Here is a 20,265-nt window from a genome sequence, read left to right on the forward strand (position 1 = left end):
ATGGATCCACTGTTGCTGGTAGGGCTGTTCGTCATCCTTTTCGCGGTGTTCACCGTGCTGAAAGCGGTGCGCATCGTGCCCCAGGCTAGAGCGCGCAACGTCGAGCGGCTCGGCCGTTACCACCGTACGCTCAAGCCCGGCCTCAACTTCGTCATCCCGTACATCGACCGCGTCTATCCGATGATCGACCTGCGTGAGCAGGTCGTGTCGTTCCGCCCGCAGCCGGTCATCACCGAGGACAACCTGGTCGTCGAGATCGACACCGTGCTCTACTTCCAGGTCACCGACCCGCGCGCGGCCGCCTACGAGATCGCCAACTACATCCAGGCGGTCGAGCAGCTCACGGTGACCACGCTGCGCAACGTCGTCGGCTCGATGGACCTGGAGAAGACGCTCACCTCCCGCGACACCATCAACAGCCAGCTGCGCGGCGTCCTCGACGAGGCCACCGGCAAGTGGGGCATCAGGGTCAACCGGGTGGAGATCAAGGCGATCGACCCGCCGAAGACCATCAAGGACGCGATGGAGAAGCAGATGCGGGCCGAGCGCGACAAGCGCGCGGCGATCCTCACCGCCGAGGGGCAGCGCCAGTCGCAGATCCTCACCGCCGAGGGCGAGAAGCAGAGCCGCATCCTGCGCGCCGAGGGCGCACGCTCCGCCGCGATCCTGGAGGCCGAGGGCCAGTCCCGGGCCATCGACCAGGTCTTCCAGGCGGTGCACCGCAACGACCCCGACCCCAAGCTGCTCGCCTACCAGTACCTCCAGGTGCTGCCGCAGCTCGCGCAGGGCGAGGGCAACACGTTCTGGGTGATCCCCAGCGAGGTCACCTCGGCGCTGCAGGGCGTGTCCAAGGCCTTCACCGAGGCGCTCCCGCCGTCCGCCGCCACCCGCGAGGAAGTGCCTCAGGCGTCGGAGATGGACGAGGAGATCGCCAAGGCCACGGAGGCGGCGGCCGAGGCGGTCGCCGACGCCCAGAGCACCGAACGGCCGAACGGCCCCCGGCAGCTCACCGAGGGCGCCCGGCAACCCGACCCGCTCGCCGACCTCGACCGGCAGCGCGACCAAGCCGAGCGCTGACCCGCTCACAGCCCGCCCTGCCACGGCAGGGCGGGCTGAATTATTCAGCCGGTCTACGAAAACAGGACCTGGTCGGCGTGGTCCAGCGCCCACCTGAGAGCGCCCAGCGTGACGCACTCGCCGCCCAGGCCGGAGGCGACCACCTCGGGCGGGTAGAGGCAGCGGTCGTCGAAATAGTCCTGGATCGGCCCGACCAGCAGGTCACCGGCCCGCGACAGGCTGCCGCCGATCACCACGAGCTCCGGGTCCAGCGGGTTGACCAGCGTGAGCAGGCCCTCGGCCAGGTGCGCGGCGAAGGCACGGACGGCCGCCTTGGCGCGCTCGTCGCCCTCCTCCGCCCTGGCCACGGCGAACTCGGCGGCCTGCTGGTGGGTGCGCAGCTCGCCCGGCTCGACCGCCATCGCGTAGTCGGCCAGGTGACGGAACGCCTGCCAGTGGTCGCCCGACTGGCGTCCGATCTCGCCCGAGGCGGCGTGCGCGCCCCGATGCGTCCGCCCGCCGATCAGCAGGCCCAGCCCGAGCCGGTTCTCGGTGAACAGATAGACCACGTCCTGACGGCCCCTGGCCGCCCCGCGCCAGTGCTCGGCCAGCACCGCCAGCCGCATGTCGTTCTCCACCAGCACCGGCGCGGGCAGCCGGCGGCCCAGCTCGCCGTGCAGGTCGACGTCGCTCCAGCCGGGCAGCACCACGCTCTTGACCACCCGCCCGGCGCCGTCCACCACGCCGGTCGTGCCGACGCCCACCGCGACCAGCTCGGCCACGGGCAGCCCCGCGTCGGCGCAGACGTCCTCGACCAGCTCGGCGATGGCGTCGACCCGCTCGCGGGCGGACATCGCCGCGTGGTTCGGCACCTGACGCGACGCCACGACGGAGCCGCCCAGATCGGACACCATGGCCCGCAGCAGCAACGCCCCGACGCCCACGCCGGCCACGTGACGGGACGCGGCCCGGAACCTGAACCGCCTGGCCGGCCGCCCCCGCTGGCGGTCACCGGGCTCGTCGCCGCACTCCTCCGCCCAGCCCTCGGCGATCAGGTCGTCGACGATGACCTCGGCCGTCGGCCTGGACACCCGGGCGCCCCTCGCCAGCTCGGACAGCGTCGCCACCTGCGCAGCGCGCAGGTGGCGCAGGATGGCGGCGGAGTTGAGCCTGCGCAGGACGGACGCGTCGCCGCTCTGCTGTCGCACCGCATTCCTCCCCGTCGGACGACCGAAAGCCGTCATCCTACTTAACCAACCCCCTTACGTAAGGGTGCCCCCGCTCTGACCTGCGGCGTGAAGCGGAGCTGTGGGGGCACTTAAGAACTCCTCGATGGACACGTCCGGCGGTGAGCGGGCACAGTGCGTTACGTTTCGAAGAGGGGGATGCTCGCGATGAAAGCACTGGTCAAGGAGAGGGCCGAGCCGGGCCTGTCGCTGGTCGACGTGCCGGAGCCGGAGGTGGGGCCGGGCGAGGTGAAGATCAGGGTGCTGCGCACCGGCATCTGCGGCACCGACCTCCACATCCAGCGGTTCGACGAGTGGGCGCGGCACACCCTGGAGCTTCCCCTCATCGTGGGACACGAGTTCTCCGGTCACGTCGTCGAGATCGCGCCCGGCGTCGAGGACATCGCCGTCGGCGACCTGGTCAGCGGGGAGGGCCACATCGTCTGCGGCAAGTGCCGCAACTGCATGGCCGGCCGCCGCCACCTGTGCCGCAACACCATCGGCCTGGGCGTGAACCGCGACGGCGCGTTCGCCGAGTACGTGACGCTGCCCGCGACGAACGTGTGGGTGCACCGGGTGCCGGTCCACCCCGACGTGGCGGCCGTCTTCGACCCGTTCGGCAACGCCGTGCACACCGCGCTGTCGTTCCCGCTGGTCGGCGAGGACGTGCTGATCACCGGCGCGGGCCCGATCGGCCTGATGGCCGCCGCCGTCGCCACCCACGTCGGGGCCCGCAACGTGGCCATCACCGACGTCAGCGACGAGCGGCTCGACCTGGCCGGCAAGCTCGGCGTCTCGCTCGCGCTGAACGTCTCCCGCGCCTCCCTGGCCGACGGCATGCGCCAGCTCGGCATGAAAGAGGGCTTCGACGTGGGCCTGGAGATGTCCGGCAGCCCCGCGGCGCTGCGCGAGATGATCGCCAGCATGACCCACGGCGGCAGGATCGCCATGCTCGGGCTGCCCGCCGAGGAGTTCGCCGTCGACTGGTCCACCGTGGTCACCTCGATGCTGACCATCAAGGGCGTGTACGGCCGCGAGATGTTCGAGACCTGGTACAACATGTCGGTCCTGATCGAGAAGGGCCTCGACCTCACCCCCGTGATCACCGACCGCTTCCCGTACCACGACTTCGAGACCGCCTTCGAGACGGCGGCGAGCGGCCGCACCGGCAAGGTCATTCTTGATTGGAGTGCTTGATGTTCACGAACGTACGTGACCAGCTGCGTGCGACGCTCGACGAGATCACCGAGGCGGGGCTGCTCAAGCCCGAGCGCGTCATCGGCACCCCGCAGAGCTCTCGGGTGAGCGTGGCGGGCCAGGAGGTGCTCAACTTCTGCGCCAACAACTACCTCGGCCTCGCCGACCACCCCGAGGTGATCGAGGCCGCCAAGCGGGCGCTGGACCGGTGGGGGTTCGGCATGGCCTCGGTGCGGTTCATCTGCGGCACCCAGGAGGTGCACAAGGAGCTGGAGGCCCGGCTGTCGGACTTCCTCGGCATGGAGGACACCGTCCTCTACAGCTCCTGCTTCGACGCCAACGGCGGCGTGTTCGAGACCCTGCTCGACGGCCAGGACGCGGTCATCTCCGACGCGCTCAACCACGCGAGCATCATCGACGGCATCCGCCTGTCCAAGGCCCGCCGCTACCGCTACGCCAACCGTGACATGGCCGAGCTGGAAGCCCGGCTGAAGGAGGCGGCCGACGCGCGCAGGCGGCTGATCGTCACCGACGGCGTGTTCTCCATGGACGGCTACCTCGCGCCGCTGGCCGACATCTGCGACCTCGCCGACCGGTACGACGCCATGGTCATGGTCGACGACTCCCACGCCGTCGGCTTCGTCGGGCCCACCGGGCGCGGCACCCCCGAGCTGCACGGCGTGACCGAGCGGATCGACATCATCACCGGCACCCTCGGCAAGGCGCTGGGCGGGGCGTCCGGCGGCTACGTGTCCGGCCGCAAGGAGATCTGCGACCTGCTGCGCCAGCGTTCCCGCCCGTACCTGTTCTCCAACTCGCTCGCCCCGGCCATCGCCGCCACCTCGCTGCGCATCCTCGACCTGCTGGAGACCACCAGCGAGGCGCGCGAGCAGCTGCGGGCCAACACCGAGCGGTTCAGGAGCCGGATGACCGAGGCCGGGTTCGACATCCTGCCGGGCGACCACCCGATCGTCCCGGTGATGATCGGCGACGCCGCCGAGGCGGGGGCGATGGCCGAGCGCCTGCTGGAGCTGGGCGTCTACGTGATCGGCTTCTCCTACCCGGTGGTGCCGCACGGCCAGGCCCGGATCCGCGTCCAGCTCTCGGCCGCCCACACCGCCGCCGACGTCGACCGCGCGGTGGACGCGTTCATCCAGGCCCGCGGCTGACCTGCTCCTTCCGGCCGGGCTCCTTCCCTGCCTAACCTCTTCCGGCCGGGCTGCTTCCCGGTCGGGAAGCTTCTCGCCCGGAGGCGTATTCTCGCGGCGTGATAGACACCCGGCGGCTGCGCACGCTCCAGGCGGTGGCCGACCACGGCACGGTCACCGCCGCGGCCGCCGCCCTGCACCTCACCCCGTCCGCCGTGTCACAGCAGCTCGCCGCGCTGGAGCACGAGGTCGGGCACCGGCTGTTCATCCGCGACGGCCGCGGCGTCCACCTCACCGCCGTCGGCAAGATCATGCTGGGGCACGCCGACGAGGTCCTGGCCCAGCTCGAACGGGCCCGCGCCGAGGTCGCCGACTACACCACGGGCGCGGCGGGCGAGGTGACCGTGGCCTGCTTCGCCACCGCCATCAGCGCCGTCCTCGCCCCGGCCGTCACAGCCCTGCGCGCCTCCGCCCCCGGTCTCCAGGTCCGGGTACGCGACGCGGAAGGCGACCAGTCGCTGACCATGCTCCTCGACAGCGAGGCGGACGTGGCGATCGCGGTCGAGTATCGAGGCGCCCCCGACGACCGCCGCCTCTCCCGCGTCCCGCTGTACGCCGAACCCTTCGACCTGGTCCTCCCCGAAACCCACCCCCTGGCCGACCAGGACACGCGGCCGATGGAACGGCCCGACCTCGAGGGGCATCCGTTGGCCGCGCTCGCCGAGGAGACCTGGATCGGGCCGTACCCGGGGAATCCGGTGCACGACGTGATCGCCTTCGCCTGTGAACAGGCCGGGTTCACGCCTCGGTTCGCCCACTGCTCGGACGACTTCCGTGCCGTGGTCGCCCTGGTCGCCGCCGGTGCGGGGGTCGCGCTGGTGCCCCGGCTGGCCCTGCGCGACATGGCCAGGCCGGGCATCGCCGTCCGGCACGTACCGGGCCCGGAACGCCGGGTCTTCGCCGCCGTCCGCCGTGGTGCCGATTCGCACCCCCTGCTCCGGCCCCTGCTGGCCACCCTCCAGGACCTCAGCGCGTCGTTCGGCGAGTGACCCGGAGGGGCCCCGGCCTCGGACGCGTGGCGCTGAGCCGGCCCGCGTTGGGGCATGATGGCGGCGTGGGGGGACCGTTGATCAGGACGCTCGGGGTGGCGCTGGCCGCCCTGGCCGTGCTGCCCCCGGCGGCGGCCGCGGCCGACGACGCGGAGCGGCTGTTCACCTTCCGCGACCCGCGCATCACCGAGTCCAGCGGCCTCGCCGTCTCGCCCACCCACGACGACGTCTACTACACCCACAACGACAGCTCGGCCCAGCCGGAGTTCTACGCGGTCGGCGGCGACGGCCGGACGAAGGCCACGTTCCGGCTGCGCGGCGCCGAGGCGCGCGACTGGGAGGCCATGGCGGCGGTCAAGGACCCGGCGACCGGGCGCGGGGTGCTGTGGTTCGCCGACATCGGCGACAACCTCGACGGGGCCTGGCCCGACGTCTCCGTCTACAAGGTGATGGAGCCGCGCACGCTGGCCGACGCCACGCTGCCCGCCGTCCGCTACCGGTTCCGCTACGCCGACGGCGCCAGGAACGCCGAGGGCATCATGGTCGATCCCCGCACCGGGCGGCTCCACGTGGTCACCAAGGAGTTCTCGGGCGGGGTGTACGCGGCGCCCAAGAAGCTGCGTACCGGGAGGACCAACACGCTGCGCCGCGTCGGCAGCGCGCCGATCATGGCCACCGACGCCGCCTACGCGCCCGACGGGTCGTCGTACGTGATCCGCACCTACTTCTCGGCCACCCTGTACGAGCCGTCGGGCAAGACGATCGCCAGGGTGCCGATGCCGGAGCTGAAGCAGGCCGAGTCCATCGCCTACACCCGCGACGGCACGGCCCTGCTCACCGGGTCGGAAGGCGCGCGCAGCCCCGTCTACCGGGTGCCGCTGCCGGCCGCCGAGACGCCGGCTCCGACACCGTCCGAGCGGCCGGACCCGCAGGGCACGAGCGCGGCGGCCGAGTCCGAGCCGGGCGGGCTGAACGTGCTGAACGTGCTGATCTGGCTGGGCGCGGCGGCGCTGGCGATCGGGGGCATCGTGTTCCTGGCGCGTGTCACGCGCTGAGGCTGCGAGGAAGTTCCCAGGAAGGCCCATCGGGTTGGCCGAGCCACACCCGCTGACTCTCGGGGGTGACCGTGAGCCCGAAGCCGGACTGATGGGGGCTGTCTGCTTCCCGCCATGTCGCGATAGCCTTTTCGACCGCGTCCCATATGCGGATCGGCCCGTTCTGATGGACCACCCATCCATCGCCAGGGGCCGGCCTGACGTCGGCGTGCGAGCCTGTCTCGGTGTCGTCGAGTGTCAGGATGTCCCCCGCCCACGCATGCTGCGCCTGAGGGGCGGCGAGCTGGGCCACGAACAGGGCCGTGTCGTTCTTCAGCAGTGACGGATCCGTCTTGGTCTCACTCCTGTCTCCGACGCCTAGCTGGATAGCGTCGAGAGACGGGGCCGCGTGCGGTCTGGCGGGCATGAAATACACGTTGTCGCTGAGGAATTTGCCACCGGCTGTGCTGTCGGCGACGTGGAGATGCGCGAAGGCGACCCCTCCCGTCCACCCCAGCATGGGTGCCGTGATCGTCCCGCCCTGACGGACCTGCCGTATCCATGCACGGGGGATCATACGTACCGCGCAGGTGGCGATGAGCCGATCGTAGGGCGCGCCGACCTCGTAGCCGAGCCGGCAGCACATCAGGGCGGTTCGGTCGCGTCCTCGGCCAGCACATTGTCGATCTGCGTCACCCACGTTTCATCGGTGTAGGCCAGGCGAAGCCAGTCTTCGGTGCTCATCTCGGAGCGTCGCACCGGCACCCAGCCGCGCTCGGGCTCGTACTTGTACACGGCCTGCCCGAGGAACGATTCGCGGGGAACCGTCTTCAGCGCGGTGCGCCAGCCCGGGGAGCCGATCTTGGCCGCCAGTTCGTGCCGCAGCTTTGTCGACAGGTTCATGGGTGTGAGGGGCCACGGTGATTCCGGACAGCCGTCTAATGGTCGTCGAGGCGCTGAAGGTGCTGATATCCGAAGGCCTCGCCATCGCACGCTCCGGCTCCGGTATGTTCGTGCGGCTGCCTTGGGAGCCACAACGCCTCATCCGTGCGTGGTACCGCGCGACGCCGTACGGCTCGTCATCCACACAGGACCTGGACCGGCAGAGCCGCGAAGCCGAGTGGACCTACAAGTCGCAGACGCTCCAGGCTCCGCCGGAGATCCGCGACCGCCTGGGCCTCGGCGAGGGTGCAGGCGACGTTGAAGACATGGTCAGAACCGACTACGGCTTCTCGACCGACGGGGAGCCGGTGATGCTCTCCACCAGCTGGGAGCCCCTCGCCGTCACGGGCGGTACGCCGATCGTGCTGCCGGAGGACGGCATGCTGGCCGGTCGCGGAGTGGCCGAGCGGATGCTGAGCATCGGTTTGCCGGTTGACGACTGGGTGGAGGAAGTCGGGGCGCGGCTCGGATCGATCGACGAGTGCGAGCGACTGCGACACGCGCCCGGCTCGATCATGGTGACGATCCAGCGTACGTACTACTCGGACACACCGGTGGAGACGGCCGACATCGTGGTACCGGCCGACCGGTTCACGCTGGTCTACGGTGGCAAGATGAGGCATGCCGCCAACTCGTAGCCAGACGAAACTGCCTCTGAGCGCGGGGAAGGGCATGAACGTCGAGGGGATCTTTGCGATGATGGCCCGGTAGCGGGTCCGCATGCGCGGCATGGAGGAGGTGAAGCGGATGTCCTACAGCCCGAAGCTCGCCGCGGCGCTGTCGGGTGCCACGCTTCGCCAGCTCGCCCACTGGCGTAAGGCCGGTTCGGGTCGTGGAGCCGTGCTGGTTCCGGAGATTTCCGCCGTCCGTCCCGTCCTGTACTCGTTCCGGGACGTGATGGCTCTGCGAACCTGCGTCAAGCTGCGTAACGATGCTTCGCTGCAGAAGATCAGAAGGGCGTTGGACACGCTCCGCGACGACCTGGGCGAACGTGATCACCTCTCGGCCTACCGTCTGGTGGCCGATGGCAGCAGCATCTACCTGGCGGTGCCCGATCAGGCGGTCGACCTCGTCGCCAAGAAGGCCAACGTCGTCATCCACGAGATGGTGGACGTTCTGCGGCCGTTCTATCGTGACGGGCGCCATATTCCTGACCTTCTGCGACCGCGCGATCATGTCACGGTCGATCCGGCGGTCCGGGGCGGGACCCCGGTGATAGAGGGCACGCGGGTGCCCTATGACGAGGTCGCCGCGCTGCTCCGAGACGGCGTTCCCGCTGATCGGATCCCCGATTACTACCCGAGCGTCACGGCGAGAGCCGCGCTGGAAGCCGCGGATTTCGCCGACTATGTCGATAGTTACGACCCCCCCAGAGGACCGCGTGAGGCTGCTGCTGGATGAGAACGTCCCCAAGCCGCTTCACCAGGCCCTCAGCGCCTTCATCGTGAACCACGAGATTGTTCACCTCCTCGACCTGCCTGGCTGGTCCGGAACGCGCGACGAGAGCCTTTATCCACTGGCGGCTGCCGAGAAATTCCACGCGATCGTGACCAACGACGGGCGGCAGATGCAGCGCTCGCGTGAGGTTGCGGCGATCGCGGCCTCGGGCTTGCACCGGATCGAGTATCCGCACAAGCACGGGGGCCTGTCCGGGATGGGTCTCGCCATCGCGACGGTCGCCGCGGGCCTCCCCGGTGCCTTGGCTGTGCTGGAGGAAGCGGATGGCCAGAGGCTGATCTCGCTGCGGAGCATCGATCCCACATCGGCGGCTCGGTTGCGTGTGATCGATCCGCTGGTGGATCCGCCCAAGTTCTGGATCTCTTCTGCCAACTGAACCGAATGAGGGCTCGTTACCGGCTGGCCCACGCTGTTGTCATCAAGGGTGTCGCATGGTGGCGGTGAACAGGTCGCCGCGCAGGGCCCGCTCGACGGCCTCGATCGAACGGGCAAGACGCACCAGGCGGGGGCCCTCCTCGCGGTAGGCGTCGAGGACCGCCTCGATGGCGTGCGGCGGCAGGTGGCCCTTGAGGTCGACCGCCGCGCCCCGGTAGCCGGCGCGGGCCGCCTCGACCGCGGAGGTGACGTGGTGGCGGGCCATCCGGGCGAGCGCCACCGGATGCCGCCGCAGCACCTCGTAGGCCCGGTAGTCGGGCGGGACCGCGTCGAGCAGCCAGGCGACGGCCGATCGCTCCCAGTCGGGCACGCTGGGCGGTCGCACCTCCGCGGGCCATTCGGGCGGGACGTACATACGCTCATCGTACTCACGTTCGATTCCGTGTCATGAGGCCGTAGGGCTACCTCGACCTGTGGGCCAAGCCTCCGTGAAGGATCGTTATGGCCACATCCGCCCCCATGGTGTGCGTCGCCGTCCGGAGTAGGCACACTGGCCTGGTGGAGAAGATCGGAGTCGTGGGCGCCGGGATCGTCGGCCTGGCGGTCGCGCGGGAGCTGGCCGCCGTCAGGGGCGCCGAGGTGACCGTGCTGGAGAAGGAGGACCAGGTCGGCGCCCACCAGACCGGCCACAACAGCGGCGTCGTGCACGCGGGCATCTACTATCCGCCGGGCTCGCTGAAGGCCCGGCTCTGCCGTGAGGGCGTGGCGCTGCTGAAGGAGTACTGCGCCCGGCACGCGCTCCCGTACGAGGAGGTCGGCAAGCTGGTGGTGGCCGCCACCCTGTCGGAGCGGCCGCGGCTGGCCGCGCTGGCGGAGCGGGCCAGGGCCAACGGCGTGCCGGGCATCGCCGAGCTGGACGCGCTCGGGCTGCGCGAGGTGGAGCCGCACGCGGTCGGCGTGGCGGCGGTCCACTCGCCGCGCACCGCGATCGCCGACTTCCCCGCGGTCGCCCGCCGGCTCGCGCTCGACGTGGCGGAGCTGGGCGGCTCGGTACGGCTGGGGCATCCGGTCAGGGGCGTCAGGGAGACGTCCAGGGGCGTGGAGGTGGTGGCGGGGACGCGCGGGTTCGCCTTCGACCGGCTGGTGGTCTGCGCAGGGCTGGGCACGGACGCGGTGGCCGGGATGGCGGGGCGGCCCGGGGAGGTGCGCATCGTGCCGTTCCGGGGCGAGTACTACGCGCTGGCCGGGGCGGCGCGGCGGCTGGTGCGCGGGCTCATCTATCCGGTGCCCGATCCGCGCTACCCGTTCCTCGGGGTGCATCTCACGCGGCACGTGGGCGGGGAGGTGCTGGTGGGGCCGAACGCGGTGCTGGCCGGGGCGTACGAAGGGTATACGTGGCGAAATTTTCGTAATTTTCCGCAGATCTTGGCCTGGCCGGGCACGCTCCGCATGGCCCGCCGCCACTGGCGCACCGGCGTCCGCGAGGTGTACGGCTCGCTCGCCAAGAGCGCCTTCGTCGCGGCGGCCCGCCGGTACGTCCCCGAGCTCACCGCCGATGACCTGCGGCGCTCCACGGGCGGCGTGCGGGCGCAGGCCGTGGCGCGCGACGGCTCGCTGGTGGACGACTTCGCGGTGGACGTGCACGGGAACGTCGTCCTGGTGCGGAACGCGCCCTCCCCCGCCGCGACGTCCAGCCTGGCCATCGCCAAGCACATCGCCGGAATTGTCCCAGCACCCTCCCGATGAGTGCATCCTTGAAGGTGATGGAAGCCCGCCTGCTGATCGTCGAAGACGACCCGAACATCCTTGAGCTCCTCGCCGCGAGCCTGAGGTTCGCGGGGTTCGACGTGTCCACCGCCAAGAGCGGCGCCGACGCGGTCGCCGCCGTCCACCGGCAACGCCCCGACCTCGTGGTGCTCGACGTCATGCTGCCCGACCTCGACGGGTTCGAGATCGTCCGCCGGATGCGGAGCGGCGGCATGCACACCCCCGTGGTGTTCCTGACGGCCAAGGACGAGACCGAAGACAAGATCCGCGGGCTGACGATCGGCGGCGACGACTATGTGACCAAGCCGTTCAGCCTGGAAGAGGTCGTGGCCAGGATCCACGCCGTGCTCCGCCGTACGTGTGGAGACGCGCAGCCGCCCCCGCCCAGACTGCGGTTCGCCGACATCGAGCTGGACGAGGAGAGCCACGAGGTGTGGCGCGGCGGCCACGCGGTCGCGCTGTCGCCGACCGAGTTCAAGCTGCTGCGCTACTTCATGACGAACACCGGCCGGGTGCTGTCCAAGCCGCAGATCCTCGACCACGTGTGGGACTACGACTTCCGGGGCGAGGTGGGCATCGTCGAGTCCTACGTGTCGGTGCTCCGCCGCAAGATCGACAACCGCAGCCCGCGGCTCATCCACACCCTGCGCGGCGTCGGCTACGTCATGCGACTGCCGCCGAGCGGATAATGGCCGGATCGGGCGGGCTGCCGCTCAGGATCAAGCTCATGGCGTCGATGCTCGCGCTGCTCGGCATCGGCATGTCGTTCATCGGCGTGGTCAGCGTCTCGGTCCTGCACGGCTATCTGATGGACCGCGTCGACAGCCAGGTCAGCCTGATCTCCGTACGGGTGCACAAACGGCTGATCAACGAAGCCGAGCGGCGGCAGCGCGGCCGGGAGTCGACGACCGAGAAGCCGCTGCTCATCGAGTCCGACACGATCGTGCTGATGAGGGACCCGTCAGGCGGGCTCACGGCCACCCAGGGCGACCGCGACATCGACCTGAAGCCCAAGCCGGACCTGGAGGACTCGCCGGGCCCCGGCGTCTACACCGCCCCCGCCGTGAGCGGGAAGGGCGAGTGGCGGGTCCGGGAGACCGCCACGCCGTACGGCACGTTCGTGGTCGCCACCGACCTGACCGAGGTCAACGAGATCACCCGGCGGCTCATCCTCATCGAGCTGCTCGGCGGTGGCGGCATCGTGCTCATCCTGGCCGTGGTGGGCGTCACCATCGTGCGGCGCAGCATGCGGCCGCTGGTCGAGATCGAGCGTACGGCCGGCACCATCGCCGCGGGCGAGCTGAGCCGCCGGGTACCCGACGGCGACCCGCGTACCGAGGTCGGACGGCTGGCCGCGGCGCTCAACGGGATGCTCGCGCAGATCGAGAGCGCGTTCGCGGCCCGGTCGGCGTCCGAGGAGGCCGCCAGGCGCTCCGAGGACCGGATGCGGCAGTTCGTCACCGACGCCTCCCACGAGCTGCGCACCCCGCTCACCTCGATCCGCGGCTTCGCCGAGTACGCCCGCCAGAACCCGGGCGCCGACCCCGCCGAGCTGATGCAGCGCGTGGAGAACGCGGCCGGCCGGATGAGCCTGCTCGTCGACGACCTGCTGCTGCTCGCCCAGGTCGACCAGCACCGCCCGCTCAAGATGCGCCCGGTCGACATGCTGGCGCTGGCCGCCGACGCGGTGCAGGAGGCGCGCATCCTGTCTCCCGGCCGTCAGATCGACCTGGATGTCGTCGGCGGCGCCGCGCTCATCGTGTCCGGCGACGAGGTGCGGCTGCGCCAGGTCGTCGGCAACCTGACCTCCAACGCGCTCATCCACACCGAGGAGGGCACCCCGATCACCGTGCGGGTCGGCGCCGGCGACCGTACGGTCTTCCTGGAGGTGGCCGACAAGGGGCCGGGGCTCAGCCCCGAGCAGGTGGACCGGGTCTTCGAACGCTTCTACCGGGCGGACTCGGCCAGGTCCAGGCGGCGCTCGGGCGAGGACCGGGGCAGCGGGCTCGGCCTGGCCATCGTGCAGGCGCTGGTGCAGGCGCACGGCGGCACGGTCGTGGCGGAGAGCGAGCCGGGCGAGGGCGCGACCTTCCGGGTCGAACTCCCACTGGCCTTGGAGTGAGCCTTCAGGAATTCCTCAGGTCGCTCGGCCACCCTGGAAAGGTGAGCAAACCCGAGGCGCTGATCATGGTGGTGGACGACGAGCCCAGCATCAGGGACCTGCTCTCGGCGAGCCTGCGGTTCTCCGGGTTCGAGGTGGTCACCGCCGCCGACGGCAACGAGGCGGTCGAGGTCGCCAAGCGGGCCGGCCCCGACCTGGTGGTGCTCGACGTCATGCTGCCCGACCTCGACGGGTTCGAGGTGGCCAGGCGGATCGACGCGCCGGTGCTGTTCCTGACCGCCCGCGACGCCACCGAAGACAAGATCGCCGGGCTGCGGGTGGGCGACGACTACGTGACCAAGCCGTTCAGCCTGGAGGAGGTCCAGGCGCGCATCCGGGCGGTGCTGCGCCGCACCCGCGGCGAGAACATGGCCGTGAGCCGGCTCAAGGTCGCCGACCTGGAGCTGGACGAGGAGGCGCGGGAGGTGTGGCGGGCCGGCCGTCCGGTGCGGCTGTCGCCGACCGAGTTCAAGCTGCTGCACTACTTCATGGCCAACGCCGGGCGGGTCCTGTCGAAGGCGCAGATCCTCGACCACGTGTGGAACTACGACTTCGGCGGCGACGCCGGGGTGGTCGAATCGTACGTGTCCTATCTGCGGCGCAAGGTCGACGACGTGGAGCCCCGGCTCATCCACACGCTGCGCAGCGTCGGATACGTGTTAAGGGAGCCGCCCTCGGGCTAGCTTGACCCTATGGACCTGTTGAGCGCGCTCCAGCGACTGCGCGGCACGCTGGACCGGGAGCTGTTCCCGCTGGCGATCGGCGAGGCGGCCGACGATCGGCGCGCGCTCAAGGAGCTGACCGGCCAGCTCGACGACTACCTGCTGCCCCGGCTGCGCGCGATCGACGCGCCGCTGCTCACCGTGGTCGGCGGCTCCACCGGGGCGGGCAAGTCCACGCTGGTCAACTCGCTGGTCGGGGCGGACGTGGCCGAGCCTGGCGTGCTGCGGCCGACCACGCTGGTGCCGACGCTGGTCGTCAACCCGGCCGACCGCGACTGGTTCATGGGCCAGAACGTGCTGCCCGGCCTGTCCCGCGCCACCGGCTCGGGGCCCGGTGCGCTGCGGCTGGTCGGCTCCGAGGCGCTCGGCGCCGGGCTGGCGCTGCTGGACGCGCCCGACATCGACTCCGTGGTGACCGCCAACCGCGAGCTGGCCGCCCAGCTCCTGGCCGCCGCCGACCTGTGGCTGTTCGTCACCACCGCCGCCCGCTACGCCGACGAGGTGCCGTGGAGCTTCCTGCGCACCGCCCGTGAGCGCAGCACCGCGCTCGCCGTGGTGCTCGACCGGGTGCCGCCGGAGGCCGCCGGGCCGGTCGCCCGCGACCTGGAGCGCCTGCTGGTCGAGAACGGGCTGGCGGGCGCCCGCCTGTTCACCGTGCCCGAGGCGGCGCTGCCCTCCGAGAAGGCCCGCCTGCCCGCCGAGGCCGTCGCGCCCATCACGGCCTGGCTCTCCGGGCTCGCCGCCGACGCAGCCGAACGCTCCCGGGTCGTACGGCAGACGCTGTCGGGCGCGCTCGACAGCCTCGCCACCCGCGTCCCCGCGCTGGCCAAGGCGGTCGAACGGCAGGAGGCCGGGTTCGGCACGCTGCGCGAGGTGGTCACCGGCGCCTACGCGGGCGGGATGGCCGACTTCGACGAGGGCATGCGCGACGGGTCGCTGCTGCGCGGCGAGGTGCTGGCCCGCTGGCAGGACTTCATCGGCACCGGCGACTTCATGCGCTCCCTGGAGAGCCGGGTGGGCCGGCTGCGTGACCGGATCGTCGGCTTCTTCACCGGCCAGGTGCCCGAGGCCCGGCTGAGGGACGCGCTGGAGAGCGGCGTCGAGGCGCTCATCAGGGGCTCGGCCGACGCCGCCGCCGAACGGGCGCTGGAAGGCTGGTCCGCCGCGCCCGGCGGCGCGGGGCTGCTCGACCGGCTCGGCGCGATCGAGTCCGCCCGGCTCGGCCGCGCCTCGCCCGACCTGGGCAAGCGCGCCGAGTTCGCGGTGCGCGGCTGGCAGGAGTACGTGCTCGACCTCGTACGGGAAGAAGGCGCGGAGCGGCGGACCACGGCGCGCATGGCGTCGTTCGGGGTGAACGGGGCGGGGCTGCTGCTGATGCTGGCCGTGTTCGCCTCGACGGGCGGGCTGACCGGGATCGAGGTGGGGATCGCGGGCGGCACCACCGTGCTGTCGCAGAAGCTGCTGGAGGCCATCTTCGGCGACCAGGCGGTGCGCACGCTCACCGCCCGCGCCCGGGAGGACCTGCGGGAGCGGGTGCGGCTGCTGATGGACGAGGAGGCGGCCCGCTTCCTGTCCGTCCTGGAACCGCTGGAGCCGCCACGCGGCACCGCCGACGCCCTGCTCGCGGCCTCCCGTACGATCCGCGACCACCAGACCGAACTCCCGCCCGACCGGCGAGACAGCCCACCCGATGCGGCGTCCCGCACCATCCCGAACCGCCGGCCCGACCCCCCGCCTGACCGGCGAGACAGCCCACCTCCCGATGCGGCGTCCCGCACCATCCCGAACCGCCGGCCCGACCCCCCGCCCGACCGGCAGGACAGTCCTCCTGATGCGGCGTCCCAGACGACCCCGAACCACCAGCCCGCGCCCCCGCCCGACCGGCGGGACAGCCCTCCTGAGGCGGCTGAGGGAGGGGACGGGCGGTGAAGCTGCTGCGTCGTAAGGAGCGGCCCTCGCTGGAGTCCCGGCTGGACGCGCTGCTGGAGGCGGCCTCACTGGGCGAGGGGAGACTGTCCGAGGAGGCCGTCGAGAACGCGCGGACGGTGGCCGAGCGGGCCGGGGCGCGCCGCCGGTTGTCCGTCGAGCACACGGTGGCCGCGCTCGCCGGGGCGACCGGCAGTGGCAAGTCGTCGCTCTTCAACGCCATGGCCGGCGACGACCTGGCCGCCGTCGGCGTCACCCGGCCCACCACCGCGACCGCCCAGGCGGCGCTGTGGGACGGCGAGGGGGCCGGGCCGCTGCTCGACTGGATCGACGTCCCGCACCGCCACTCCGCCTCCACCGGCGACGACCTGAACGGCCTGGTCCTGCTCGACCTGCCCGACCACGACTCTATCCGGCTGTCGCACCGGCTGGAGGTGGACCGGCTGGTGGAGCTGGTCGACCTGCTGGTGTGGGTGCTGGACCCGCAGAAGTACGCCGACGCCGCCGTCCACGAACGCTACCTGCGCCCGCTGGCCGGGCACCGGGACGTCATGGTGGTCGTGCTCAACCAGATCGACCGCCTCCCGCCCGACGCCGTGGAGCGCTGCCTCAAGGACCTGCGCCGGCTGCTCGACGACGACGGGCTGGCCGGCGTCCCGATCCTCGGCGTGTCGGCCCGTGCGGGCACCGGCCTGGCGGAGCTGCGCGCCCTGCTGGCCGCCCGGGTGGCGGACCGAGCCTCCTGGTCCGCCCGTCTGGCGGCCGACGTCACCTCCGCCGCCACCCGGCTGGCCGCCGCCTCGTCGGTCCTCCCCCGTACCGTCGCGAACTCCGCGGGTCCTTCCCCGGACGGGCCGCTCGCGCTCGACCCGGAGCCCGCCGGGAACGCCCCCATGCCGCTGCCGGAGGTCTCCGGCGAGACGGCGGGGCTGGAAGGGCCGCTGGCGGCCGCGCTGTCCCGGGCCGCCGGGGTGCCGGTCGTGGTGGAGGCCGTGGCGAAGGGCCACCGGCACCGAGCCGTGGTCGCCACCGGCTGGCCCGTCACCCGGTGGGTGCGGCGGTTCCGGCCGGACCCGCTGCGGCGGCTGCGGATCGGGACGGCCGCGCCCGCCACGTCCCCGGACCGGGAGCTGGTGGGCCACACGTCCGTCCCCGAGGCGTCGGCCGTGCAGCGGGCCCAGGTGGAGACCGCGATCAGGGACGTCGGCGAGTCCGCCGCCGCCGGGCTGCCTGGCGCGTGGGCGGCGGCGGTGCGGCAGGCGGCGCGCTCGCGCTCGGCCGAGCTGGCCGACGCCGTGGACAAGGCCGTCGGCCGCACCTCGCTGGGGGCGACCCGCAGGCCACGCTGGTGGCGGGCGGTGAACGGGCTGCAGTGGCTCGTGTTCGGAGCCCTGCTGGCGGGAGCGCTCTGGCTGGGCGGGCTGTTCGCGCTGGACTATCTCCAGTTGCCCGAGCCGCCGATGCCGACCGTCGGCGAGGTTCCCTGGCCGACCGTGCTGCTGCTCGGCGGGGCGCTGGCCGGGGTGCTCATCGCGTTGCTGTCGAGGGTGACGGCCTGGCTGGGCGGCCGCCGCCGCGCCCGCCGGGCCTCCCGCGCGCTGCGCGAGGCCATCGGCCGGGTGAGCCAGGAGTACGTGCTCCAGCCTGTCGAGGACGAGCTCGGCCGCTACACCCGCTTCGCCGGCGCCGTCACCCGGGCGGCGGAATCCCGGCGGTGACGAGGGGCCGGGTCAGGCGACCGGGACCCAGGTGAACCCGCCGCCGGGGCCGCGCTCCGTCCGGCCGAAGACCACGTCGGAGAAGTGACCGCCGTACCCGATCGTGCTGGGCCGGCTCAGCTCCTCGACCAGGCGGCGGCGGTGCGCGGCGGACTCGGCGGGGTCGTGGTCGAGTACGCAGGACCACTCGGGGCGGGCGACCTGGACCGGCGTGTGCAGGGCGTCGCCGAGCACGATGAGCCGGAGGCCGCCGCCGGTGACGACGTAGGTGGTGTGGCCGGCGGTGTGCCCGGGGGCGAACGCGGCCCGGACACCGGGGAAGATCTCCTCTCCGTCCTCGACCGTGCGGACCCGGGGCTCGATGACGGCCAGCCGGGGCTCGGCGGCGAGGTCGCGGTGCCGCCATTCGGGCGCCGCGACCAGGTGCGGGACGTGCGCGAAGGGCGGGGTGTCGCCGCCGGGCTCGGTGCTCCAGGTCCAGCCCGCGTGGTCGGGGTGCAGGTGGGTGAGGGCCACGGCCTCGATCCGCTCCGGCGTACGGCCCAGCCGCCGCAGGCTGTCCAGCAGGTCGCCGCCGTACAACGGCCCCAGCCGCGGGTTCGCCGGGTCGTGGTGGGACGCGGGCCCGAACCCGGCGTCGACGAGCAGCGCGCGCTCGCCCCGTTCGACCAGCAGGCCGCCGATCCCGGCGACCAGGAAGCCGTCGCCGTCGAGGTGGTCACGGTGGTCCGCCCAGTCGCCGGGGGCGGCGGCGGGCAGCCAGCCGCCCGGCTTGAGCCGGACCACCCCGTCGGGGACGTACGTGAGCGTCAGATCACCCAGCCGGACCGAGCGGACGTGGGGCGGGCGGCTCAGCCGGGCGCGGTCGAAAGCGGCGGTGGGGGGCATGGTTCCTGCCTTCGGGGCTCACGGTGGGACACCCGGCACGTTACCGATCACGCCCCGCCGGGGTGGTGATGCGCAGCCGCCACTCCCCCTCGCCGAGGCCTTCCTCCCAGGCCACCGTGGGACGCCCGGCCAGGTCGAGGGCCATCGCGAGCGGCCCGTCCGAACCCGTCACGCGTGCGATCGGGGCGCGGTCGCAGGCGTCGTCCTCGCAGGTCGCCAGCACCAGAGCGCGCCGCCGCGGGTCGTAGGCCGCCAGGACCACCCGCCCGGACCGGTCCACGAGCAGCTGGGGCCTGCGGGGGACCGTGGGGCGGTCGAAGCGCAGGCTCCGGTCGACGGCCAAGACGGACGCGCCCGGAGAGGTCAGGCCGGATCCCAGCCGCACCGCGTCGGTCCGCGCGCAGTCCCGGTCCCGGCACCGCAGCAGCCTCAGGTCGGCCCCGCCGCCCTGGTAGGCGATGACCGGACGGCCGTCAGGAAGGACGGCGACGGCACCCGACCTGACGGAGTCGTCGTCGCCGGAGAAGTCACCGGCGAGCCGGTGCGCGGTCAGCCGCGGCCGTGGTGTCACAGACGATCACCTCGCTGACGGCGCCACGCGGGCCCGGATCCTGCGGTGCATCGCCTCGGGCACGGGCTGCCACCACCGAGCTCGCCCGCCGCACCGGGGCGTCGCTGTCGAACGCGAGCCGGCACGCCCAGGTGTTGCACGCCTCCGGGCTGATCACCAGCACCCGCCAGGCCAACATGATGGTGCACGAGATCTCCGGCCTGGGCGCCCGGCTGGTGCGCTGCGAGCGCCACTCATGACGGTGAGCGGCCGAGCCGGCTCTCCGCCACGCCGCACACCGGGCAGACGGCGGAGGCGGTGTCGGCGCACAGCGAGGTGTCGCACGCCGCGCACCGCCCCTCGAACCCCAGCCGGCCGCGCTTCTCGCGCTCGACCAGGCGCGGCAGCGCGATGGCCACCGCCCGGTGCCGCCACGCGGGCGCGTTCCGCTTGGGGCGCGGCCCAGGAACCGCGAGGAACAGCCGGGTCTCCCGGTCAGGGTGATGGCCGTACGGGGCACGGTCGGCCAGTGCCCCGCACAGCACGTCCCGCAGCCGGTCGTCGGGCAGGGCCAGCAACGCGGGCAGGAGCCGGGCGACGGTCTCGCGCGAGACGGCGTCGCGCAGCTCGCGCAGGGGCAACGGCTCTTCGGGCATGGTCCCTCCACTCACGTCAGGTAGGCCGGTTCGTCGCAGATCGGGCAGAGCACGTGCTTGCGGCTGCCGGCCAGCTCCACCTGGCACCGCCCGCAGTTGCCGTGCTGGACCAGCCCCCAGTCGACGTCGAGCAGGTCGTCGTAGTGCGCGGGGTCCGGGTAGGCGACGGCGGTGCAGCCGGCAGGGCCGCCCCACCGCCCGCTCGCGGGGTCGCGGTCGCGGGAGGACACGGCCAGGAAGTAGCGGGAGTCGTCATGCGGCCGCCGCTGCTCGAAGACCTGCCGCAGCAGGTACGTCAGCCACTCGTCCGGCAGCGACCGCAGATGCGAGAGGAGCTCGTACGGGGTGAACGTCTCGGACATGCCGACGATGATCCCAGCCGGCCGCGCGCC

At 72.3% G+C, this 20,265-nt stretch carries 23 protein-coding genes and 1 pseudogene; 15 read left to right on the forward strand and 9 right to left on the reverse strand.

Annotated elements, in window-relative coordinates:
• Entirely contained in the window at nucleotides 1-1,077 is a 1,077-nt protein-coding gene (locus ACGFI7_RS38550) for an SPFH domain-containing protein (RefSeq protein WP_393413664.1), read from the forward strand.
• 53 nt (nucleotides 1,078-1,130) lie between these two features.
• On the opposite strand, the gene ACGFI7_RS38555 is transcribed toward ACGFI7_RS38550, so the two are convergent.
• Nucleotides 1,131-2,264 carry an ROK family protein gene (locus ACGFI7_RS38555; protein WP_393413666.1) on the reverse strand — a complete coding sequence of 378 codons (1,134 nt, stop codon included), beginning with the start codon at nucleotides 2,262-2,264 and terminating at the stop codon, nucleotides 1,131-1,133.
• Nucleotides 2,265-2,450: 186 nt separating this feature from the next.
• Between ACGFI7_RS38555 and tdh the strand changes: the two genes are divergently transcribed.
• From tdh to ACGFI7_RS38575, 4 genes are all read left to right on the forward strand, one after another.
• On the forward strand, nucleotides 2,451-3,479 hold the full coding sequence (tdh, locus tag ACGFI7_RS38560; RefSeq protein WP_393413668.1) for an L-threonine 3-dehydrogenase: 1,029 nt from the start codon (nucleotides 2,451-2,453) through the stop codon (nucleotides 3,477-3,479).
• Nucleotides 3,479-4,648 (forward strand): glycine C-acetyltransferase, encoded by a 1,170-nt coding sequence (locus ACGFI7_RS38565; protein WP_393413669.1) that lies wholly within the window; start codon nucleotides 3,479-3,481, stop codon nucleotides 4,646-4,648. The genes tdh and ACGFI7_RS38565 overlap by 1 nt, the downstream gene beginning before the upstream one ends.
• A gap of 98 nt (nucleotides 4,649-4,746) precedes the next feature.
• Entirely contained in the window at nucleotides 4,747-5,676 is a 930-nt protein-coding gene (locus ACGFI7_RS38570; protein ID WP_393413671.1) for a LysR family transcriptional regulator, read from the forward strand.
• A 65-nt stretch (nucleotides 5,677-5,741) separates the two neighbouring features.
• On the forward strand, nucleotides 5,742-6,731 hold the full coding sequence (locus tag ACGFI7_RS38575) for a hypothetical protein (protein WP_393413673.1): 990 nt from the start codon (nucleotides 5,742-5,744) through the stop codon (nucleotides 6,729-6,731).
• Here ACGFI7_RS38575 and ACGFI7_RS38580 read toward each other — a convergent pair.
• The 3 genes and pseudogenes from ACGFI7_RS38580 to ACGFI7_RS38590 all read right to left on the reverse strand — a co-directional run bounded on the left by ACGFI7_RS38580 (nucleotide 6,721) and on the right by ACGFI7_RS38590 (nucleotide 7,613).
• Nucleotides 6,721-7,230 carry a hypothetical protein gene (locus tag ACGFI7_RS38580; protein ID WP_393413859.1) on the reverse strand — a complete coding sequence of 170 codons (510 nt, stop codon included), beginning with the start codon at nucleotides 7,228-7,230 and terminating at the stop codon, nucleotides 6,721-6,723. The two genes, ACGFI7_RS38575 and ACGFI7_RS38580, sit on opposite strands and share 11 nt — an antisense overlap.
• 54 nt (nucleotides 7,231-7,284) lie before the next feature.
• Nucleotides 7,285-7,356 (reverse strand): annotated as a pseudogene (locus ACGFI7_RS38585) (hypothetical protein); the annotation flags it as partial.
• A complete protein-coding gene (locus tag ACGFI7_RS38590) occupies nucleotides 7,356-7,613 on the reverse strand; it encodes a hypothetical protein (protein ID WP_393413675.1) in 258 nt (85 codons plus the stop codon). The gene ACGFI7_RS38590 and the pseudogene ACGFI7_RS38585, both read right to left, overlap by 1 nt.
• A gap of 17 nt (nucleotides 7,614-7,630) precedes the next feature.
• Here ACGFI7_RS38590 and ACGFI7_RS38595 point away from each other — a divergent pair, with 17 nt between their 5' ends.
• The 3 genes from ACGFI7_RS38595 (at nucleotide 7,631) to ACGFI7_RS38605 (ending at nucleotide 9,486) form a co-directional block, all read left to right on the forward strand.
• A complete protein-coding gene (locus ACGFI7_RS38595) occupies nucleotides 7,631-8,290 on the forward strand; it encodes a UTRA domain-containing protein (protein WP_393413677.1) in 660 nt (219 codons plus the stop codon).
• Between the two features lie 91 nt (nucleotides 8,291-8,381).
• Entirely contained in the window at nucleotides 8,382-9,053 is a 672-nt protein-coding gene (locus tag ACGFI7_RS38600; RefSeq protein WP_393413679.1) for a DUF433 domain-containing protein, read from the forward strand.
• On the forward strand, nucleotides 9,034-9,486 hold the full coding sequence (locus ACGFI7_RS38605; protein ID WP_393413681.1) for a hypothetical protein: 453 nt from the start codon (nucleotides 9,034-9,036) through the stop codon (nucleotides 9,484-9,486). The genes ACGFI7_RS38600 and ACGFI7_RS38605 overlap by 20 nt, the downstream gene beginning before the upstream one ends.
• A 42-nt stretch (nucleotides 9,487-9,528) precedes the next feature.
• Here ACGFI7_RS38605 and ACGFI7_RS38610 read toward each other — a convergent pair whose 3' ends face one another.
• Nucleotides 9,529-9,900 carry a hypothetical protein gene (locus ACGFI7_RS38610; protein ID WP_393413682.1) on the reverse strand — a complete coding sequence of 124 codons (372 nt, stop codon included), beginning with the start codon at nucleotides 9,898-9,900 and terminating at the stop codon, nucleotides 9,529-9,531.
• Between the two features lie 143 nt (nucleotides 9,901-10,043).
• On the opposite strand from ACGFI7_RS38610, the gene lhgO reads away from it, so the two are divergent.
• From lhgO to ACGFI7_RS38640, 6 genes are all read left to right on the forward strand, one after another.
• Nucleotides 10,044-11,231, forward strand: a complete 1,188-nt coding sequence (gene lhgO / locus ACGFI7_RS38615) for an L-2-hydroxyglutarate oxidase (protein WP_393413684.1) — start codon at nucleotides 10,044-10,046, stop codon at nucleotides 11,229-11,231.
• Nucleotides 11,228-11,941, forward strand: coding sequence for a response regulator transcription factor (locus ACGFI7_RS38620; RefSeq protein ID WP_393413686.1), 714 nt, complete (start codon nucleotides 11,228-11,230; stop codon nucleotides 11,939-11,941). Before lhgO ends, ACGFI7_RS38620 begins: the two co-directional genes overlap by 4 nt.
• A 38-nt stretch (nucleotides 11,942-11,979) precedes the next feature.
• Nucleotides 11,980-13,374, forward strand: a complete 1,395-nt coding sequence (locus tag ACGFI7_RS38625; RefSeq protein WP_393413688.1) for a sensor histidine kinase — start codon at nucleotides 11,980-11,982, stop codon at nucleotides 13,372-13,374.
• Nucleotides 13,375-13,439: 65 nt separating this feature from the next.
• Nucleotides 13,440-14,096, forward strand: a complete 657-nt coding sequence (locus ACGFI7_RS38630; protein WP_393413853.1) for a response regulator transcription factor — start codon at nucleotides 13,440-13,442, stop codon at nucleotides 14,094-14,096.
• A gap of 9 nt (nucleotides 14,097-14,105) precedes the next feature.
• On the forward strand, nucleotides 14,106-16,064 hold the full coding sequence (locus ACGFI7_RS38635; RefSeq protein ID WP_393413690.1) for an ABC transporter: 1,959 nt from the start codon (nucleotides 14,106-14,108) through the stop codon (nucleotides 16,062-16,064).
• Nucleotides 16,061-17,779, forward strand: coding sequence for a GTPase (locus ACGFI7_RS38640; protein ID WP_393413692.1), 1,719 nt, complete (start codon nucleotides 16,061-16,063; stop codon nucleotides 17,777-17,779). The genes ACGFI7_RS38635 and ACGFI7_RS38640 overlap by 4 nt, the downstream gene beginning before the upstream one ends.
• 12 nt (nucleotides 17,780-17,791) lie before the next feature.
• Here the strand turns inward: ACGFI7_RS38640 and ACGFI7_RS38645 are convergent, their stop codons facing one another.
• Nucleotides 17,792-18,667, reverse strand: a complete 876-nt coding sequence (locus ACGFI7_RS38645; protein ID WP_393413694.1) for an MBL fold metallo-hydrolase — start codon at nucleotides 18,665-18,667, stop codon at nucleotides 17,792-17,794.
• Between the two features lie 40 nt (nucleotides 18,668-18,707).
• Complete coding sequence (locus tag ACGFI7_RS38650; RefSeq protein ID WP_393413696.1) at nucleotides 18,708-19,238, reverse strand: hypothetical protein; 531 nt, start codon at nucleotides 19,236-19,238, stop codon at nucleotides 18,708-18,710.
• On the opposite strand from ACGFI7_RS38650, the gene ACGFI7_RS38655 reads away from it, so the two are divergent.
• Nucleotides 19,232-19,477 carry a hypothetical protein gene (locus ACGFI7_RS38655; protein WP_393413698.1) on the forward strand — a complete coding sequence of 82 codons (246 nt, stop codon included), beginning with the start codon at nucleotides 19,232-19,234 and terminating at the stop codon, nucleotides 19,475-19,477. The genes ACGFI7_RS38650 and ACGFI7_RS38655 overlap by 7 nt on opposite strands.
• Here the strand turns inward: ACGFI7_RS38655 and ACGFI7_RS38660 are convergent.
• On the reverse strand, nucleotides 19,472-19,873 hold the full coding sequence (locus tag ACGFI7_RS38660) for a hypothetical protein (RefSeq protein WP_393413699.1): 402 nt from the start codon (nucleotides 19,871-19,873) through the stop codon (nucleotides 19,472-19,474). The two genes, ACGFI7_RS38655 and ACGFI7_RS38660, sit on opposite strands and share 6 nt — an antisense overlap.
• 11 nt (nucleotides 19,874-19,884) lie before the next feature.
• Nucleotides 19,885-20,235 (reverse strand): hypothetical protein, encoded by a 351-nt coding sequence (locus ACGFI7_RS38665; RefSeq protein WP_393413701.1) that lies wholly within the window; start codon nucleotides 20,233-20,235, stop codon nucleotides 19,885-19,887.
• Nucleotides 20,236-20,265 lie beyond the last annotated feature (30 nt).

Origin of the sequence: Nonomuraea sp. NPDC048826 (assembly GCF_043198225.1) — a bacterium.
Classification (GTDB): Bacteria; Actinomycetota; Actinomycetes; order Streptosporangiales; family Streptosporangiaceae; genus Nonomuraea.

What these genes read in the sequence shown, in the direction of transcription:
- ACGFI7_RS38550 (WP_393413664.1), top strand. Translation starts at nt 1, where the DNA reads ATGGATCCACTGTTGCTGGTAGGGCTGTTCGTCATCCTTTTCGCGGTG.
- tdh (WP_393413668.1), top strand. Translation starts at nt 2,451, where the DNA reads ATGAAAGCACTGGTCAAGGAGAGGGCCGAGCCGGGCCTGTCGCTGGTC.
- ACGFI7_RS38565 (WP_393413669.1), top strand. Translation starts at nt 3,479, where the DNA reads ATGTTCACGAACGTACGTGACCAGCTGCGTGCGACGCTCGACGAGATC.
- ACGFI7_RS38580 (WP_393413859.1), bottom strand. Translation starts at nt 7,230, where the DNA reads ATGCTGGGGTGGACGGGAGGGGTCGCCTTCGCGCATCTCCACGTCGCC.
- ACGFI7_RS38590 (WP_393413675.1), bottom strand. Translation starts at nt 7,613, where the DNA reads ATGAACCTGTCGACAAAGCTGCGGCACGAACTGGCGGCCAAGATCGGC.
- ACGFI7_RS38600 (WP_393413679.1), top strand. Translation starts at nt 8,382, where the DNA reads ATGGAGGAGGTGAAGCGGATGTCCTACAGCCCGAAGCTCGCCGCGGCG.
- ACGFI7_RS38610 (WP_393413682.1), bottom strand. Translation starts at nt 9,900, where the DNA reads ATGTACGTCCCGCCCGAATGGCCCGCGGAGGTGCGACCGCCCAGCGTG.
- ACGFI7_RS38620 (WP_393413686.1), top strand. Translation starts at nt 11,228, where the DNA reads ATGAGTGCATCCTTGAAGGTGATGGAAGCCCGCCTGCTGATCGTCGAA.
- ACGFI7_RS38625 (WP_393413688.1), top strand. Translation starts at nt 11,980, where the DNA reads ATGGCGTCGATGCTCGCGCTGCTCGGCATCGGCATGTCGTTCATCGGC.
- ACGFI7_RS38630 (WP_393413853.1), top strand. Translation starts at nt 13,440, where the DNA reads ATGGTGGTGGACGACGAGCCCAGCATCAGGGACCTGCTCTCGGCGAGC.
- ACGFI7_RS38635 (WP_393413690.1), top strand. Translation starts at nt 14,106, where the DNA reads ATGGACCTGTTGAGCGCGCTCCAGCGACTGCGCGGCACGCTGGACCGG.
- ACGFI7_RS38645 (WP_393413694.1), bottom strand. Translation starts at nt 18,667, where the DNA reads ATGCCCCCCACCGCCGCTTTCGACCGCGCCCGGCTGAGCCGCCCGCCC.
- ACGFI7_RS38660 (WP_393413699.1), bottom strand. Translation starts at nt 19,873, where the DNA reads ATGCCCGAAGAGCCGTTGCCCCTGCGCGAGCTGCGCGACGCCGTCTCG.
- ACGFI7_RS38665 (WP_393413701.1), bottom strand. Translation starts at nt 20,235, where the DNA reads ATGTCCGAGACGTTCACCCCGTACGAGCTCCTCTCGCATCTGCGGTCG.